Below are 16,385 nucleotides of genomic sequence, written 5' to 3' on the forward strand. Positions count from 1 at the left end.
TCCGAACGGCTGAGAAAAACGAGCGATTTCGTGACCGTAATAACGACGCTGCGAAAACTCGGTCTCTCCTTTCACTCTACGCGAGTTGTCAAAAAAAGGAACGCCTCCAAAGCCAACCGGGCGGGCCGGTCGGAGACGCCAGGCCTTCAACACGCCGGCAATTCCGGCTGCGACGGTTAGCGAAATCGCCCGGCACTGCATCGCTGGGGGCGAAATCATGAGTCGCCGCGGCTGCCGAAATCGAGGGCCGCCGGAGTCCAACGTTCGCGGCGTGTTGCCTGCGACCGGCGAATCAAAGCCGATTTTTCGCATTCGCCCGCGATTTCAATCGCCGCCACGGAACCGCGAACGGGGTTTCGCTAACGCGAAATGTCGAAAGCGAACATCAGGTCTTGGTCTCGGATAAAGAGCGTTTGGTTGGCGATCACGGGGTGGGCCCAAATCGCACCGCGGTCGCGGGGCAGTTCGGTTTCGTGGGGCAGTTTGATTTGTCCGGCCGGTTTCCACTCGTTGCGTTCGGGTTGCACCAAAATCACGCTGCCGTCACCGTCGTTGTAACAGTACAGCCGTCCGTCGGCGTAGGCGATCGAGCCGCTCTTGTTGCCGCGGATTTTTTCTTGCCACAACGTCTCGCCCGTCGCGAGGTCTTGTGCCATCCAGTTGCCACCGTTTGCTTTGGTGAAACCGTAGATCACGCCGTCAACCAAAACGACGCCGCCATGATGATTTTCCATCGACTTGCCGGTCTCGAGGTAAACCACTTCGGCGTTAATCGCATCACTGCCGCCGGTCAGTTTCAGTAACACGTTTCCGGCACCATACGCACTGGTGTGATAGATCCGGTCGCTGCCGATCAGCAACGGCGTCGGGATGGTGGCAGTGCCGTTGCCTGAGAGTGCGTTTTCAAAAAGCTTCTTGCCCGTCTGGCAATCGAAAGCCACCACACCGATCTCCGCGGCGGTCACGTAGTATGGCGTTCCCGCGAATGAACCCTTCATCGTCGAGACGTAATGTGCCTTCGCGTCGGTGCCTTCCGAATTCCAAATCAGTTCGCCCGTTTGGCGATCCAACGCGACCATGAATTTGCTGCCGCCGGCGGTCACGACAACCCGTTCGCCGTCGATCAATACCGATTCGCTGTAACCCCATTTCGGGATTCCGCCGCCCAGGTCGGCGACCAGATCGACTTTCCAAATCAAGTCGCCTGTGTCTCGCGTCAGCGCCGCGACGACACCAATGTCGGACAACACGAAGACTTGATCGCCATCGACGGTTGGGGTGCTGCGTGGGCCGCCGCCCCAACCTCGGTTGTAGTCGCCACCGACGCCTGCGCGTGCGATGTTCGTTTTCCAAACGCGTTTGCCGCTGTTGGATTCATAGCACGCGGTGAAGCAATTCTTTTCGTCCGCGCCCATCGTGTACAAGCGACCGTCGACGATCGACATGCTGCTGTAACCGATGCCGACATTGTCGGCTTCCCATTTCAATCGTGGGGCCTTTTGTTCCCATGACTGAGCGAGCATTTGAGGTGCCGCATGTCCGTCACGCTGAGGCCCACGCCACTGCGGCCAATCGGTCGGATCCGCGTGGCAGGGTGCGAGCGTCAACACGACAACGCAAGCGGCGCAGCCGATGGAAAACAACCGAGGAACAATCGAAAGTACGGAGGTAGGCATCGGCATCAAACTCGTAGGTGGGATTGGAGGGACGAACGGCGGGAGGTGGGCAGGATTACAGGACGCCTTTCGTGCTCGGAATCGCGTCGCTGCGTGGGTCGCTTTCGATCGCCATGCGGATCGCACGGGCCGTCGATTTGAAAACGCATTCGGAAATGTGGTGAGCGTTGCGTCCGTGATGGAGCACAACGTGCAGGTTGCAGTTCGCGTTGGCGGCGAACGATTGCCAAAAGTGTTCGACGAGTTCACTGTCGAAGGTCCCGATTTTGTGGGCGGCAATCGGGGCGTGGTATTCAAACGCGTATCGTCCGCCCATGTCTACCGCCGACGTGACCAGGCATTCGTCCATTGGCAACGTGAAGTGGCCATAGCGGAACACGCCCGCGCGGTCGCCCAACGCTTTATCGATGGCTGTCCCCAATGCAATTCCGATGTCTTCGGCGGTGTGGTGATCATCGACGTGCAAGTCACCCGTCGCGTCGACGTCCAAATCGATCAGGGAATGTTTGGCAAACAAATCGAGCATGTGGTCGAGGAAACCAATGCCGCTGCTTCGCGTGCCTCCGCCGGTGCCGTCGAGGTTCACGGAGAGTTTGATTTGCGTTTCGCCGGTTTGGCGGTCGACCGTGGCGGTGCGTGGCATCAGGCTGGATCGTTGAGAGATGGGAGATTGAGAGGCAAGAAGGAGACGCGGTCGTGGCGAAATGTTCACGACCGGGATCGATCGGCCGCGTTTCGATCGGTTTCCGGCATTATCAATGCGAGAGCCGCGATTTCGAAGCCAATTCGCGAAGATTTAGCGATTTGGCAACCGGCGGGGCCGGACGACCGGGGGCGTCGGTGGCGACGGGGGTTCCGCGGCACCAAAATAAAACGCCGAGATTCTAACGCAGAATCCCACTCCAATGCGAGGTCTCACGCATCGCCGGAGATTGCTGTGGCAGCGAGAATCGATCGTCGCGTGCTGTCTCTTTGCAGCAAGGCGACGTCTGGGGCGACATCGGGGGCGACGTCTGGGGCAACCGTTTCAGTGAGACTGTTGCGGCGGCCGGTCGGCGAGAGCATTTCAAATGTCGGCGCGTCAGGCAACAGTCGCCGGATTCGCCAGGATCTCAGGCTTTTGAAGCTTGGCGACATCCTCGCAGAAAATGCTCGTTTACCCGTTTGAGCCTGGTTGGGCGAACGTCCATTGCACGTCGAAACCGTCCTCTTGGAGCCCGGCGGCGATTGTTTCGACGGGGCGCTGGTCGACGATGGGGAATTGTTCGCCCAGCGACTGATCCGTGATGCCTTCTTCGTCGTTCGTTTCGCGGTATCCGCCGGGCGTCGTCGAGCTGCCCGCACTCATTTGAGTGATGCAAATCTGTTTCAGCCGATCCCGCAGTTCCGCCGGTTCGCGTGTCGACAGAATCAGTTCGCTGTCGGGGAAAGCGAGCCGGCAGATGCAATACATTCGAATCAGCAATTCATCCTCGATCACGAAAGGGATCTCGTATCCGTCGGGAGCGTGGCGAATTCGCGGCAGACTGAACGCCAATTTCAATTGAGGAAAACGGTCCTTGAGATAGCTCGCGTGTCGCAACATCGCGCGAACGTCCTCTTCGGGATCGGCAAGGCCGAGTAGGACGCCGAGTCCGATGCGACCAATGCCCGCTTCGGCCGCGCGATCGGGGGCTTCGAGACGCCAGTGATACGACGCCTTGGGGCCTTTCAAATGGAGGCTACGGTAGACGGACTCGTCGTACGTTTCTTGGTACAGCGTCAGGCCCGTGACGCCAGCCTTTTTCATGGCGGCGTAGGAGTCCGTTGATTGCGAGGCGATCTCAATGCTGAGTTCGAGATTTTCCTGTCGCAGCATCGCGATTAAATCGCAGAAATACTCCGTCGACGTTAGCCGCGGGAAATCGCCTGCCACGATCAGTTGATGTCGAAAGCCACGCTGGCGAAGGATGCGTGATTGTTGAAGGACTTCGTCGCGATCAAGGTGAATGCGATCGATTTTTAACGGATACTGAAACCCACAATACGTGCAGTGGTTAACGCAGTGACTCGATACATACAGCGGCGCGTAAAGAAGCATCCGGCGTTGACCACTGCCGGCGCCCGTTTCCGGAGTCGAGATCGAAAAGTGTTCTTGCGTGAGCCGAGTTGCCATCGCTTGCAGCGACTCCGTTTCTCGATCCGGATCGAACCATTCGGAGAACGAGTCGTCTGTGGCCTGTGGTTTGACTGCGTGTCTGGCGCTACGAAGGCAACGAGGGTTTGTTCCACGCAGTTGGTTCAACCACAGATCGAGTTGATCGATCAGCGTCTCGTCCATGCTCTGTCGCGAGTCGCCGCATTCGTTGAAGCGTTGATATCGCCAACGTTCGAGCTTCGAGGCAAGCAGACGGCTTTCGTCCGTCGGCAATTCGCAACCATCGCTTAGCAGCGACTCGACCTGTTGAATCAGTCGGAGGTGATGATCGGAATGGTCGTCGGAAGCCGCGATCCAATCGCGAATGGATGGCAGATCGACAAGAGAGGTGTCGGACATGATTGGCGAACGTTGTCTTCCCGGAAACGCGATCGTGAGTCGTCGTCACCAAAGTATCGGAGCGGACAAAAGGCTCACTCAAGATACCGAAAACAAACGCTCGCCAGCACACCAGTATCGCCAATCGACCTGCGTCAATTCATCGCGACCCAGAGTGCCCGAACGCTCCAACACCATTCACCAACAACCGCAAGAAATCACCGAACCTAAAAAGCAGGATTTCCGCTCCACCGACCACGCAGCGTACGGCCACGTGGTGCTGCGAATTGGCGGGCAATCGCCCTGGGCTTCGGGGGCCGAGGGCGATGTTTGCGTCGCGGGCTTGGTTTAGCCACTGGGGGTGTTTAGCCGCAGGGGTTGGCTAGCCGCGGAGGTTTCGCAGGACGGTGGGGAGGATCCCGCCGTTTTGGTAGTACTGCAACTCGACGGGGGTGTCGATGCGGACGCGGCAAGGGAACTCGGTCTTCTTGCCGTGGGGGTCGGTTGCGGTGACGGTGATCAGCGAACGAGGTTTGAGATCATTGGATAGGTCGACGATGTCGAACGTTTCCTCGCCACTGAGTCCGAGCGATTCCCATGTGGCACCGTCGGCGAATTCGAGCGGGAGCACGCCCATGCCGACCAAGTTACTGCGGTGGATTCGTTCGAAGCTCGCTGCGATGACTGCTTTGACGCCCAGCATCATTGTGCCTTTGGCCGCCCAGTCACGACTGCTGCCGGTGCCGTATTCGGTGCCCGCGAGGACGACCAATGGCACGCCTTCGGCTTGGTACTTCATCGACGCGTCGTAGATGCTCATCACCTCATCCGTCGGAAGGTAGCGAGTCACGCCGCCTTCGGTGCCGGAGGCCAGTTGGTTGCGGATGCGGATGTTTGCGAACGTACCGCGAACCATGACGCGATCGTTACCACGACGTGAACCGAACGAGTTGAACTCGCGAACTTCGACACCGTTTTCTTGGAGGTAACGTCCGGCAGGTCCGTCCGTCGCGATCGCACCGGCAGGCGAGATATGGTCGGTGGTGACCGAATCGTTCAACAACGCGAGCACGCGTGCTCCCTTGATCGGGCCGATGTCGGGAACGGCGTCGCCGGTAACAGCATCGAGGAACGGTGGGTGGTGAATGTACGTGCTCTTTTCGTCCCATGGGTACAACGCACCGCCCGCGACATCGATCGCGTTCCACAGTTCGTTGCCCTTCACCGCGGCTTCGTATTCGTCGGTGAACATTTCCGGCTTGATGCATTCGGTGATCGTTTCACGGATCTCTTCAGCGGTCGGCCAGATTTCTTTCAGATAAACGTCTTTGCCTTCGCTGTCTTGGCCGATCGGATCGTTGACCAAGTCGATGTCGGTCGTGCCTGCGAGAGCGTAAGCGACCACCAACGGAGGGCTGGCGAGATAGTTGGCTTTGGTCAGCGGATTGACGCGGCCTTCGAAGTTCCGGTTTCCGCTGAGCACGGCGGAGGCAACCAAGTCGCCTTCCTTGATCGCTTTGGCGACCGCTTCAGGCAATGGGCCGGAGTTTCCGATGCAGGTCGTGCAACCGTAGCCGACGGTGTTGAAGCCGAGTTTGTCGAGTGATTCGGTAAGGCCGGCACGGTTCAGGTAGTCGGTGACGACGCGAGAGCCCGGTGCAAGTGAAGTCTTCACGTGCGAGGCAACCGTCAGGCCGCGTTCGGCTGCACGTTTGGCAACGAGTCCGGCACCGATCATGACGGACGGGTTTGACGTGTTCGTGCACGAGGTGATTGCTGCGATCACGACCGCACCGTGCGTGATTTCGCTGCTGTGGCCGTTGTCGGAAACCTTGCCGACTCGCGTGAGGGCTTCCGGAGGCAGCCCGAATCCGGACTTGCCCACAGGAGCAGTCAGCGACTTGTTGAACTCGCCCTTCATGTCCGCGAGTGTGATCCGGTCTTGCGGGCGTTTCGGCCCCGCGAGGCTCGGTTCGACCGTCGACAGATCGAGTGACAGTGTTTTGGTGTAGTTGAGTTTGGGGCCGTCGTCGACGCGGAACAAGCCTTGTTCTTTGCAATATCGCTCGACGAGATCGACGTTCTCTTTGGTCCGTCCGGTTTGACGCATGTATTGCAGCGTCACGTTGTCGACGGGGAAGAAGCCCATCGTTGCACCGTACTCGGGAGCCATGTTGGCGATCGTTGCCCGGTCGGCGACGCTCATGGCGTTCATGCCGGTTCCGAAGAATTCGACGAATTTGCCCACGACGCCTTCGTTGCGAAGGATCTCGACGACTCGCAGAACCATGTCGGTCGCGGTCGCGCCGGCGGGGATTTCGCCCGTCAATTCGAACCCAATGACTTCGGGCATCAACATGTACAAGGGTTGCCCGAGCATGTTGGCTTCGGCTTCGATTCCGCCGACGCCCCAGCCCAGAACGCCGAGGCCGTTGATCATTGTCGTGTGCGAGTCGGTTCCGACGAGGGTATCGGGAACGGCGACGGGGCCTTTGTCGTCATTGGTGATCGCGACGACGCGTGCCAAGTATTCCAGGTTGACTTGGTGAACGATGCCGACGTTGGGTGGGACGACGGTAAAGTTATCGAATGCTTGTTGTCCCCATCGCAGGAATTCGTAACGTTCTTGGTTACGTTGGAATTCCATTTCGACGTTGCGAACCAGTGCACCTTCGCTGCCAAAAAAGTCGACTTGGACAGAGTGGTCAATCACCAGATCGACGGGAATCAACGGGTTGATTTTGCTGGGGTCACCGCCGATACGTTCCATCGCCGATCGCATCGCGGCGAGGTCCACGACTGCGGGAACGCCCGTGAAATCTTGCAGAACGACACGGTAAGGTTTGAACGGGACTTCGTGCGGCGCCACTGCGGTGGCTTGCCAACCGGCGAGGTTTTTCACATCGTCTTGTGAAATCTGAAAATCGTCGCAATTACGCAACACGGCTTCCAGCAGAACGCGTATCGAGAACGGCAAACGGTCGATTTGCCCGAATCCTTGCTTCTGCAACGCCTCAAGACGATACAGGGCAGCTTTGCCCGAGCCGGTTTCGAACTGATCGCGTGCACCGAATAAATCCGCAGTCACTGGTTGGTTTCCTTCGTCGAATTGCAATGATGGCGTCGGCGATAATGCCTGCCTTAGAGTCCGCCTTGAGAACGAGAGTTTAACAATGTCGTGACAGATTGTCTTCGGCCCGACGGTTTCGCGATTCTGGTTTTCCACTATCCAGGAGTTAAAGATGACAGATTGCCCCCAACCTGACCGGAATGAGGTCGGCACCGCGGCAAAGGATATGTTTTACGCGTTCGATGCCGCCACTGCGCAGCCGATCGAACCCGGTTTCGTCGAAGCCACCGAGGCCGAAATCGATCGGGCCGCGACCGAAGCGGCGGACGCCCGCGAATGGCTGGCCCGATCCGAGCCCGCCCGGCGAGCCGAGTTGCTAGAACAGGTTGCCGATGCGATGGAGGCTCGGCAAAGCGAAATCGTGCAGCGATGCGTTACCGAAACGGGGTATTTGCCTGAGCGAGTGGTTGGTGAATTCCGGCGGGCCACTGGGCAGTTGCGGGTGTTCGCGAAACTGACGCGGGAACGCTATTGGGACCAGCGACAAATTGCCGCGGCTGATCCGAAACGCGAATTGGCCCCGGGCGTGATCGTGCCGCGACCAGAGATGCGGCGACGATTGGTTCCGGTCGGTCCGGTTGCGGTGTTCGGGGCATGCAATTTCCCGCTGGCGATCTCAGTGGTCGGCAATGATTTTGTTGCCGCGATCGCCGTGGGATGTCCGGTGATCGTTAAATCGCACCCGTCCCATCCAGGAACCTGCGAGATTCTCGGCCGAGTTGTTTGCGAAACGGTCGAGCGACTCGGGTTCCCCGCGGGCACGTTTGCGTTGTTGCACGGTCGGCGGCCCGAAACCTCCGTTGCGTTGGTGCAGCATCCCGCGATCGCCGCAGTCGGCTTCACCGGCAGTCCCGTGGGCGGCAGGGCTCTCGCCGAAGCGATTCTCCGCCGCGAACGGCCGATCCCGATTTTCGCGGAGTTAGGTTCGACCAATCCGGTATTCATCACCGCATCGGCTTTGGATGAACGGTGCGAGAGTATCGCAAATGGTTTCGCCGAGTCGTTGCGGTTCGGTAACGGACACATGTGTACCAAGCCTGGCGTTCTCGTCGTGCCAAAAGACGCGTGCGATCGGTTTGTAGAACAAGTGGTCAGCGTCATGGCTCAACAAACACCCCTGCCCCTTTTGAACGGTGGCGTGGCCGAAGCGTTCGATCGTGGAACCGAAGATTACCGATCCGTTATTGGAGCTCAAACGCTGTACGAGGAAGTCGTCTGTGATGAGAGTGAGCGATCGTTCGGTCCATGGCATCGCGGGCCTCACTGGTACGCCGTCGATGCGTCGACCGCCATGGAGAACCACGAGGTGCACCGGAGCGGTTTGCTGCACAGTGAAACGTTTGGCCCGGTGTCGTTGTTGGTACAGTGCCGCGACAAGGAAGAAATGCTGGCGGTCGCGAAGCAGTTCCACGGATCTCTCACCACGTCGCTGCACCGGGGCAGCGATGATGATGCTTTCACTCAGCACTGGCTACCGATCGCAGAACGGTTCGCCGGTCGAATCGTCTACAACGGTTGGCCAACAGGAATGGAAATCGGCCCCGCCACCCAACACGGAGGCCCCTACCCCGCAAGCCTGGACGGAAACAGCACCTCAGTCGGCTACGCCAGCCTGCAAAGATTCGTCCGCCCAGTGTGTTATCAAAATTGGCCGGAAGAGCAGATTGGTGGGTGGTGATGGTTGATGGTTAGACAGGCCCGGAGGGCCGATACAACGATTGCCGGGGGTGATAACCCCCGGTATCTGATTTCCACTTCCCAACCCAAGGCCCGGAGGGCCGACACAATTGCCTGCACTCCTGGGTGTCATGCCAGAGTTGTGTCGGCCCTTCAGGCCTTGGGGGGTTGTATTGGATGAGTATCCGGGGCCTGACGGCCCCGGCATTGGTTGTGCCAGCCCTCCGGGCTTTAGTGCATGGCTTGTGCCAGCCCTTCGGGCTTTGGGTGGCAGATTGGTATCCGCCGTCCGGCCAATGATGGCGAAGTTGTGTCAGCTCTCCTGGAAATCAAGAGTTCCTTTTCATCTGGCCTCTTAGCATTTCTTGCATCTTAGGCCCGGAGGGCCGACACAACGAATGCCGGGGGTGATAACCCCCGGTATCTGATTTCCACTTCCCAACCCAAGGCCCGGAGGGCCGACACAATTGCCTGCACTCCTGGGTGTCATGCCAGAGTTGTGTCGGCCCTTCAGGCCTTGGGGGTTGTATTGGATGAGTATCCGGGGCCTGACGGCCCCGGCATTGGTTGTGCCAGCCCTCCGGGCTTTAGTGCATGGCTTGTGCCAGCCCTTCGGGCTTTGGGTGGCAGATTGGTATCCGCCGTCCGGCCAATGATGGCGAAGTTGTGTCAGCTTTCCTGGAAATCAAAAGTTCCTTTTCATCTGGCCTCTTAGCATTCCTTGCATCTTAGGCCCGGAGGGCCGACACAACTTTATGTCAGTCCCACACGTATCGCTCGTCGAATTCGATTCCGTGTTTGGAGAGGAGATTGAGATACTCGGACTGGTAGGGTTCTTTGGTGTGGTGCTGCATCTGATTGGCGATGTAGCAATCGACTCGGTCTTTTTGGGATGTGCTTACCGTGAAGGCTCCATAGCCGTCTTGCCATCCAAATTTGCGAAGTGAGTCGTTTGTCGCGTTGATGTGCTTGCTGGTGTTCGCTTTGAGTTTTCCGACAAAGGCGGCCACTGCGATCTTCGCGGGGATCCGCACGAGGAGGTGTGCGTGGTCGATGTGCCCGCCGACTCGCAAGGCGCTGCCGCTCAGTTCTGTGCACGTGCCTGCCATGTATGCGAACACACTTTCGCGAAACTCGTCTTCCCGCAGATAAGGCTTCCGGTTCTTGGTGCTGAACACAATGTGGTACAGCAACTGTTGGTGTGTGCTCACCAAATTCGCCTGGGACAAAGGGGCGTGAAAGGAAATGAGTTGCACCTGTTTTACCATCTGCCCGGCGGCGATGCCCGGGTTGTGTCGGCCCTCCAGGCCTTGGGGTTGGGTTGGCTGGATGACCGGGGCCTTGCGGCCCCGGCATTGGTTGTGTCAGCCCTCCGGGCTTTTGGGGGCTGGGTAGTGTTGGCCCTCTGGGGTTTTGGGTGCTTTTTGGGGTGGCTGGATTTCAGGCCCGGAGGGCCGGTACAACCAATGCCGGGGGTGTTAACCCCCGTGTCTGTTTGGCGCTTCAAAACTCAAGGCCTGGAGGGCCGACACAATCGTCTGCGCTACAGAGCGTAGCGGCAGAATTGTGTCGGCCCTTCAGGCCTTGGGGTTAGATTGGTTGGATGACCGGGGCCTGACGGCCCCGGCATTGGTTGTGTCAGCCCTCCCGCCTTTGGGGACAGGATTGAATCAACCCTTCCGGCTTGTGGGCCGAGCTGTATCAGCCTTTTGGGCTTTCTGTACCTTCACCCTTGCCCGTTAGCTTGACGGCATCGATGTTGGTGAACTTTCCGATTTGCATGTTGGCTCCTCCAATGAGGAGGAGTTCCGTTTCGCTGCGTGGGAGCATGCGGTGGAAGAATCGGGCGGGGTCGCATTGGGCGATGGTTTGCCATTGGCGTCCGTCTTCGCTGAGTTGGTGAAGGAAGCCGTCCATCGTGTTGACGTAGAGGTTGCCACCAGTTGCGAACGAGGCGGTGCCGAAGCCGGCCATTGCTTTGCCGGGTAGGGAAGGTGCGTCGGTCCATGTGTCGGTTTGGGGATCGTAGACGTCGACTCGCGTGGTCGGGCCGTTTTCGGCATGCATGCCGCCGAGGACGAACAGTTTATTGTTGTGTGCGGCGACGCTGATGGCCCGGCGTCGAAATGGTGGTTTCGCGAGCGGTTGCCATGTGGCGTTGGCGTCGTTGAGGTCGAGCGACCAAGCCGTTTGATGCCACTTGCTTTCGTCGCTTTCGCCCTGCAGGCTCCATCCGCCAAACACATAAGCGGTGTCCCCTAGCACGGCGGCGTCGAGAGACGAGCGAGGTTCCGGGAGATCGGCGAGTTTCGTCCACTGTTGTGTCTTTGCGTCGAAGCGCGAAACCGATGTTTGCGAACGGAGGTCTTGGTCTTCGCCTTCTGCGTTCATCGCGGTGAACCCGCCGATGCGAATCACATCCTCACCGTGAGGTACCAGTGCGAGTCCTTGCAACGATGGGCCCGACGCCAACTCTTTCCACTCGCTGGTTGTTTCATCGCCGGATTTGGCGGCAGCAAGATCCAGCATCCAGAACCGGTTGGATTGTTCTTCGATCGAGTACGAGTGAGCACTGCCGGTGTGGCCGCCGTAAACGTACAGTTTGTCGCCCGCGATGGTGGCACCGAAGCTGGTTAACTCTTCGGGCAGGTCAGGCAGTCCGGCGGGTTCGATCGATGCTGAGCTTTCGGGTGCGACTTCGGGTTCGGTTTGGGGGGCAACGCGAAACGTTGCCGTTAGATAATCGGTCGTGCTGCGGAAGACGTCGCCGTCGAGCGTGCCGGAGGCGTCTTTGTCGGTCACTCCGACAACGATCGCGTTCAGTCCTTCCTCGACTTCTTCGCTCGTGAAGCGAACGACGCCTTCGCCATCGGTTTCGCGTGACGCTTCTTCATGACCTTCTTCGCAGTACAGAGCCACCTTCGTCTCGGCCAACGGTTTGCCGCTGTGAAGAACGGTGACTTCGATCCCGCCGTCGTCTTCGGCGCGGACGACGGTTTGCAGCGCTGCATCCTCACGAGGCTTGGCAGGCCAATCGTGCGGGTTGGATTGCGAGAGATGTTCGACGTGGTAAGTCAATTTCGTTCCGTGGTAGAGACCGTAGGTCACCGAACCTGAGATTTCATGTTCCGGATCGATGGGCGAATCGGATTGTAGACCAACGAGGGTGTCGGTGTTTACCGGGGTGGTTGCGATGGCCGTGGAGTCGCCGGCGGATGCCAATTGAATCGCTTGGATTGATTCGGGCATCGGATACGTGCGGTCGTCAGGGGTTTCGCCGAACCACATGACGGCTTTGCCCTCGTCATCGGTTGATAGCCAAGGGAAGTGCGCGTGGGCGGCGTTCGCGGAGAGCACGAGAATCGTCGCGGTCATCGCGAGAGCGTGTTTGTTGATGTTCATGGAAATGTTTGGTGAAAGATGGTTTGTGTGTTTCGATCGAAGCACATCCGGGCGGCGGGAGTCGGCCACGTGGCTGCTCGATCAAAAGTGATGATGTGTCTAAGAGCGTGGAACGCTATCGGCTCGATAGTTCAAACCGATAGTGATTGTCGGTTTCGGGATCGACGGTTGCCTGCAATGCCCCTGAACGCTGGTAGCGTGACGGGACAGAGCGAGCGTTCAGTGGATCGCGGTCACCGGATTGGATCGCCTCGATTGCTTCATTCAGTTCCGGACTGTTGGGCGTCACGACAACGTCGTACTGTCCTGGCGCGAGCCCGTTGTTTTGTTCGATTTGGAACTTTCCTTCGGAAACGATCGTTGCCGCATCGCCGCTGCGTTGATCGGAGATGAACCGAATCGTTGCGGAGGAAACCGGTCGGTCATCAAGTGTTACTTCACCGGTGACGGGTAAGCGTTCGATGGTTTGATTGAGATCGCATCCGAGCAGTATGAAGGATGACACACTCAGTACGGCGAAACAACAAAAATTGTCAATTTGCGAACTCACTGTGCTTCCTCCACGACTTCGTTGCCGTTTCGTGTCGCGAGGGCATCGAGCAATTCGCGATCCATGAATTCGGATGCGAATCGGACGCTGCCGTCAACGTAGAGCATGTGCACGCCGCCGGGGTGCATGCTCTGGAACCCACCGTTGTTAGCCGCGTTGTGGACGTTGAGTTCTTTCATTGATGTGCCGAGCGAAACGACTGGATAGCCGACGACCCATCTCGCGGTGCCCCATTTGACCTGACCGGCCGACGCAGCAGGCGGTCTCCAAAGGTAATCAGCCATGTCATAGGTCGTTTCACTAAATGCGAGCGTGTTGCTCGTTCCGTCGGTCACGTCTCGGAACCCGGTGGCCGGATTGTTGAAACCATAAGATGTCCAGTTCAAACCGAACATGCCGTCGTTCTTGGTCATGTATGACGCCGTGCCCTCGCAGGCGAGATAACTCGACGGGCCGCCCGTTTCACCGTTGCTGGTATCGGGGACGAGTCGCGGTAGTGGCATCGAGGGACAGAGGTAAGTCGCGATTTCCTGAGCAGCGACTTCTTGATTGTAAGGGTCCGAATACGATTTGCTGAAATCGAATTGCGAGTACGTGTTGTCTTGTTCGAGGTAAGGCAAAACGGAAGCGAGTGGGCCGATGAAGTTGCTCAGCCGTGAGCCTTCGGGAAACTTGTTGAAGCTGCCGTGATAGTTGTGAAGAGCGAGGCCGATCTGTTTCAAGTTATTGCTGCACGACATGCGACGTGCGGCTTCGCGAGCGGCTTGGACGGCAGGCAAAAGCAGCCCGACGAGAACGCCGATGATCGCAATCACCACGAGCAGTTCGACCAGCGTGAAGCCGGATCGTTTGGTGTCCGAGGGGCGGCGAACAATAGGCGACGAGGAAGGGAATTGGCATGTAGGCATGCATACATATAGGCACTTCATAGAAGGCTCCAGCGAAAGGGCACACGGAAGAAGGATCAATCCCGGAACAACAAATTCCGAGACGGGATCGAGCGTGGCTGGCTGGAGGGCGCGAGAGGCCCCTTGCTTGCTGCGTCGTCGACGAAACTAACTCTTATTGCGAATCAGTCTCAAGTAGTTTGGCCGTAGTCACGTTTTATTGCAAGTGTGTGCATGAAAAAAATTGGTTGTGAATTCAACTATGCAACTTGTTTGGTGCGATGGGGGCAATGTTATCCGTTGGCGGCCAACTCAAGGTTGTTCGTGTGATGACTTAAAGCGTCCGGAATGGTGTATCGCACCAGGTACCAACCGCGTCCGAGTTTCGTTGCCGAGACGAGTTGATGCGGATCGCCGAGGCCACCGACGAATGATTGAGGGCGGCTGGAATCGGGATGCCATTCCGCCCAGTCGTCGTGTGCTGAACCGCTCAGTTGCATGCGTATCGGACCGCTCTCGTTTCCCTCGACGGCAGCGATGCAGAGTTCGTCGCCCGCTACGTTCGGCGACTGCAACAAAATCAACGTGGTCGGCCGGCCGAACGGATATGCCATGAACGGCCCCACGCCGGGGAGGTCGCCGTCGCGAGCGGGCCACTGATTGCGAAGCGGAGCGGCGAGATGTTCCAGTTCATTGACCTGGATCGCGATGCGAGCACGTTTGCCTTGCCATGCGAGGGCGGAATGATTGATCACGATCCCGCACCACAACGCGGTCACCGTGGTGATCGCGAGCAGCGAGGCAGTCGAGCGGGCTCGTGAACCGTGATGAAATCGGAACAAACGCACGCAGGGAACTGCGATCGTGATCAGCGCCAGCAGGAGAACGGACGCGAAACCGAATACACGGATGAGTCCGCTCTCCTTGACGTTCGCCTGCATGCTTTCGAGCAAGTTCTCGCTTGATGACGACGGCCAGAACGCGAGTGACTCGAAACGTAAATCGAGCGCTGCCCATAAGGCGACGCCTACGAGGGTGATGATGTGAACGATCCAGAAAACACGTGTTCGCATTCAGACTCCAACATGAGAGCATTTGTTGAAACAACGTCGCCAAACTTTCGAAGACTGAATTTGGGCGACAACGCGACTGGCGTTTGGCGCTGAGGCACCGCATGCCGATGGGAATGGTGCCGCCGTTAATCGCAGTAGGACAACGCCATCAACGCAAACGAGGTGGCCAGGTTCTTGTCGTTCTCAAACCATCGTTGGTTGTCGTTGCTCCATGAGCCATCGTCGTTTTGTCGCCGGGCTAATTCGGCGATCAAGTCTGCACGCCAATCGTGTTCGAACCCGTCGGAATCTTTTAATTTCTGAATGCCGGCGGTTTTGAGTGCGGCGGCAAAGGTGTGGTAGTAGTAATAGAGTCCCGCCGTTCCCATGCCCGGGTTCTTCTCGACGGTGTAGTGATTCTCGATCCACTCAACGGCCGCTTTCACGCGTTTGTCTTCCGGCGTCAGCCCCGCGAAGATCATGCTCTTGAGACCCGTGTAGGTCATCGAACCATAACTGCGAAGACCACCGTTTTCGGTGTAGCGTTCGTCGGACGTGCTGGGATCAATTTTGGTGGTGGGGATCTCATAGTAGAAGCCACCGTCGTCGATCTTGGATGCGAACGCGGTGTCGTTGTACTGCGAATCGAGGTTTTGACATCGCGACACGAATGCGAGGGCGCGTTGGATTGCGGGATCGGAGGCTTGCGTTTCGACGGCACGAAGGGCTTCGATCATGTAGGCCGTGTTCGACAAGTCGGGCCGGCCTGCACCGCCATATCCGACGCCGCCATACCATGGGTCCGAGGGATCACGTTCTCCTTCGGCGTATTGCAAATCGGTCACGAAAGCTTTGGCCCGTTGCAGGAGTTTGGAATACTTGCCGGTTTTGTTGGCTTCGGCAAAGCACACCATCGCGACGCACGTTTCGTAGTTTTTGATCCGGCCATTGCCGTAGATTCCGCCGTCGGGTTTGACGAAACCTTCGAGGGCTTTGAGTCCCGCGGCAACGGTGGGATCGTTAACGGAATGACCGTTACGGATTGTTGATGTGATTGCCAGTGCGGTCACGCCGGGGCCGGCGCGGTCGGAGAAAGTGCCCGCCTCGGATTGGCCCTGCTGAGCGAGAAATTGAAAGCCCTTTTCGACAAGCTGACGCCGCTGTTTTTCGCTGGCGCTGGGGGCTGACTCGGCCGGTTGAGCGGTGTTGTCTTGGCCGGTGGGCAGTTTTTCCTGCGCCGACAGCACGTTTGTCGTGGCGAAAGCGGGCGTGACCGCGGCTAAGGAAAGGGCGAGAACAAATTTGCGACGCGCGTGGCGGAATTTCCGTCGTAGGTTCATCTGGCGATTCCGGATAGTGACCGAGCTAGTAAGTCTGCCACGCGGTGCATACGCTTAATTGCCGGCCGTCACGCCGGGAAAGTGTGCGAAAAGACGGGCAGTCGTGACAGGCCAGATACCCAATGCACAGGGCGTGCCGAGTGCACAGGCAAAAGA

Annotated in this window: 12 protein-coding genes; 2 read left to right on the forward strand and 10 right to left on the reverse strand. The window is 58.2% G+C overall.

Annotated features, from left to right (window positions below; all coding sequences use genetic code 11):
* Positions 1–359: 359 nt before the first annotated feature.
* The 3 genes from FHS27_RS29250 to FHS27_RS29260 all read right to left on the reverse strand — a co-directional run bounded on the left by FHS27_RS29250 (position 360) and on the right by FHS27_RS29260 (position 4,212).
* Positions 360–1,682 carry a PQQ-binding-like beta-propeller repeat protein gene (locus FHS27_RS29250; protein WP_184309727.1) on the reverse strand — a complete coding sequence of 441 codons (1,323 nt, stop codon included), beginning with the start codon at positions 1,680–1,682 and terminating at the stop codon, positions 360–362.
* A 49-nt stretch (positions 1,683–1,731) separates the two neighbouring features.
* Positions 1,732–2,319, reverse strand: coding sequence for an imidazoleglycerol-phosphate dehydratase HisB (gene hisB, locus FHS27_RS29255; RefSeq protein WP_184309729.1), 588 nt, complete (start codon positions 2,317–2,319; stop codon positions 1,732–1,734).
* Positions 2,320–2,832: 513 nt separating this feature from the next.
* Positions 2,833–4,212: a radical SAM protein gene (locus FHS27_RS29260; protein ID WP_184309731.1), complete on the reverse strand. Its 1,380-nt coding sequence runs from the start codon at positions 4,210–4,212 to the stop codon at positions 2,833–2,835.
* 154 nt (positions 4,213–4,366) lie between these two features.
* Here FHS27_RS29260 and FHS27_RS29265 point away from each other — a divergent pair, with 154 nt between their 5' ends.
* Complete coding sequence (locus tag FHS27_RS29265; RefSeq protein ID WP_184309733.1) at positions 4,367–4,543, forward strand: hypothetical protein; 177 nt, start codon at positions 4,367–4,369, stop codon at positions 4,541–4,543.
* A gap of 30 nt (positions 4,544–4,573) precedes the next feature.
* On the opposite strand, the gene acnA is transcribed toward FHS27_RS29265, so the two are convergent.
* A complete protein-coding gene (acnA, locus tag FHS27_RS29270; protein ID WP_184309735.1) occupies positions 4,574–7,279 on the reverse strand; it encodes an aconitate hydratase AcnA in 2,706 nt (901 codons plus the stop codon).
* Positions 7,280–7,433: 154 nt separating this feature from the next.
* Here acnA and FHS27_RS29275 point away from each other — a divergent pair, with 154 nt between their 5' ends.
* Positions 7,434–8,999, forward strand: coding sequence for an aldehyde dehydrogenase (NADP(+)) (locus FHS27_RS29275; RefSeq protein WP_246421264.1), 1,566 nt, complete (start codon positions 7,434–7,436; stop codon positions 8,997–8,999).
* Positions 9,000–9,756: 757 nt separating this feature from the next.
* Here the strand turns inward: FHS27_RS29275 and tnpA are convergent.
* From tnpA to FHS27_RS29305, 6 genes are all read right to left on the reverse strand, one after another.
* Positions 9,757–10,266: an IS200/IS605 family transposase gene (gene tnpA / locus FHS27_RS29280; RefSeq protein ID WP_246421266.1), complete on the reverse strand. Its 510-nt coding sequence runs from the start codon at positions 10,264–10,266 to the stop codon at positions 9,757–9,759.
* Positions 10,267–10,699: 433 nt separating this feature from the next.
* Positions 10,700–12,400, reverse strand: coding sequence for a Kelch repeat-containing protein (locus tag FHS27_RS29285; protein WP_184309739.1), 1,701 nt, complete (start codon positions 12,398–12,400; stop codon positions 10,700–10,702).
* Positions 12,401–12,515: 115 nt separating this feature from the next.
* Positions 12,516–12,950 (reverse strand): carboxypeptidase-like regulatory domain-containing protein, encoded by a 435-nt coding sequence (locus FHS27_RS29290; protein WP_184309741.1) that lies wholly within the window; start codon positions 12,948–12,950, stop codon positions 12,516–12,518.
* Complete coding sequence (locus FHS27_RS29295) at positions 12,947–13,858, reverse strand: DUF1559 domain-containing protein (protein WP_184309743.1); 912 nt, start codon at positions 13,856–13,858, stop codon at positions 12,947–12,949. The genes FHS27_RS29290 and FHS27_RS29295 overlap by 4 nt, the downstream gene beginning before the upstream one ends.
* A 272-nt stretch (positions 13,859–14,130) precedes the next feature.
* Complete coding sequence (locus FHS27_RS29300; RefSeq protein WP_184309745.1) at positions 14,131–14,910, reverse strand: hypothetical protein; 780 nt, start codon at positions 14,908–14,910, stop codon at positions 14,131–14,133.
* Positions 14,911–15,035: 125 nt separating this feature from the next.
* Positions 15,036–16,229, reverse strand: a complete 1,194-nt coding sequence (locus tag FHS27_RS29305; protein ID WP_184309747.1) for a prenyltransferase/squalene oxidase repeat-containing protein — start codon at positions 16,227–16,229, stop codon at positions 15,036–15,038.
* Positions 16,230–16,385: the final 156 nt, after the last annotated feature.

It is taken from the genome of Aporhodopirellula rubra, from assembly GCF_014192335.1.
Taxonomy (GTDB): domain Bacteria; phylum Planctomycetota; class Planctomycetia; order Pirellulales; family Pirellulaceae; genus Rhodopirellula; species Rhodopirellula rubra.

What these genes read in the sequence shown, in the direction of transcription:
- FHS27_RS29250 (WP_184309727.1), bottom strand. Translation starts at nt 1,682, where the DNA reads ATGCCGATGCCTACCTCCGTACTTTCGATTGTTCCTCGGTTGTTTTCC.
- hisB (WP_184309729.1), bottom strand. Translation starts at nt 2,319, where the DNA reads ATGCCACGCACCGCCACGGTCGACCGCCAAACCGGCGAAACGCAAATC.
- FHS27_RS29260 (WP_184309731.1), bottom strand. Translation starts at nt 4,212, where the DNA reads ATGTCCGACACCTCTCTTGTCGATCTGCCATCCATTCGCGATTGGATC.
- FHS27_RS29275 (WP_246421264.1), top strand. Translation starts at nt 7,434, where the DNA reads ATGACAGATTGCCCCCAACCTGACCGGAATGAGGTCGGCACCGCGGCA.
- tnpA (WP_246421266.1), bottom strand. Translation starts at nt 10,266, where the DNA reads ATGGTAAAACAGGTGCAACTCATTTCCTTTCACGCCCCTTTGTCCCAG.
- FHS27_RS29285 (WP_184309739.1), bottom strand. Translation starts at nt 12,400, where the DNA reads ATGAACATCAACAAACACGCTCTCGCGATGACCGCGACGATTCTCGTG.
- FHS27_RS29295 (WP_184309743.1), bottom strand. Translation starts at nt 13,858, where the DNA reads ATGCCTACATGCCAATTCCCTTCCTCGTCGCCTATTGTTCGCCGCCCC.
- FHS27_RS29300 (WP_184309745.1), bottom strand. Translation starts at nt 14,910, where the DNA reads ATGCGAACACGTGTTTTCTGGATCGTTCACATCATCACCCTCGTAGGC.
- FHS27_RS29305 (WP_184309747.1), bottom strand. Translation starts at nt 16,229, where the DNA reads ATGAACCTACGACGGAAATTCCGCCACGCGCGTCGCAAATTTGTTCTC.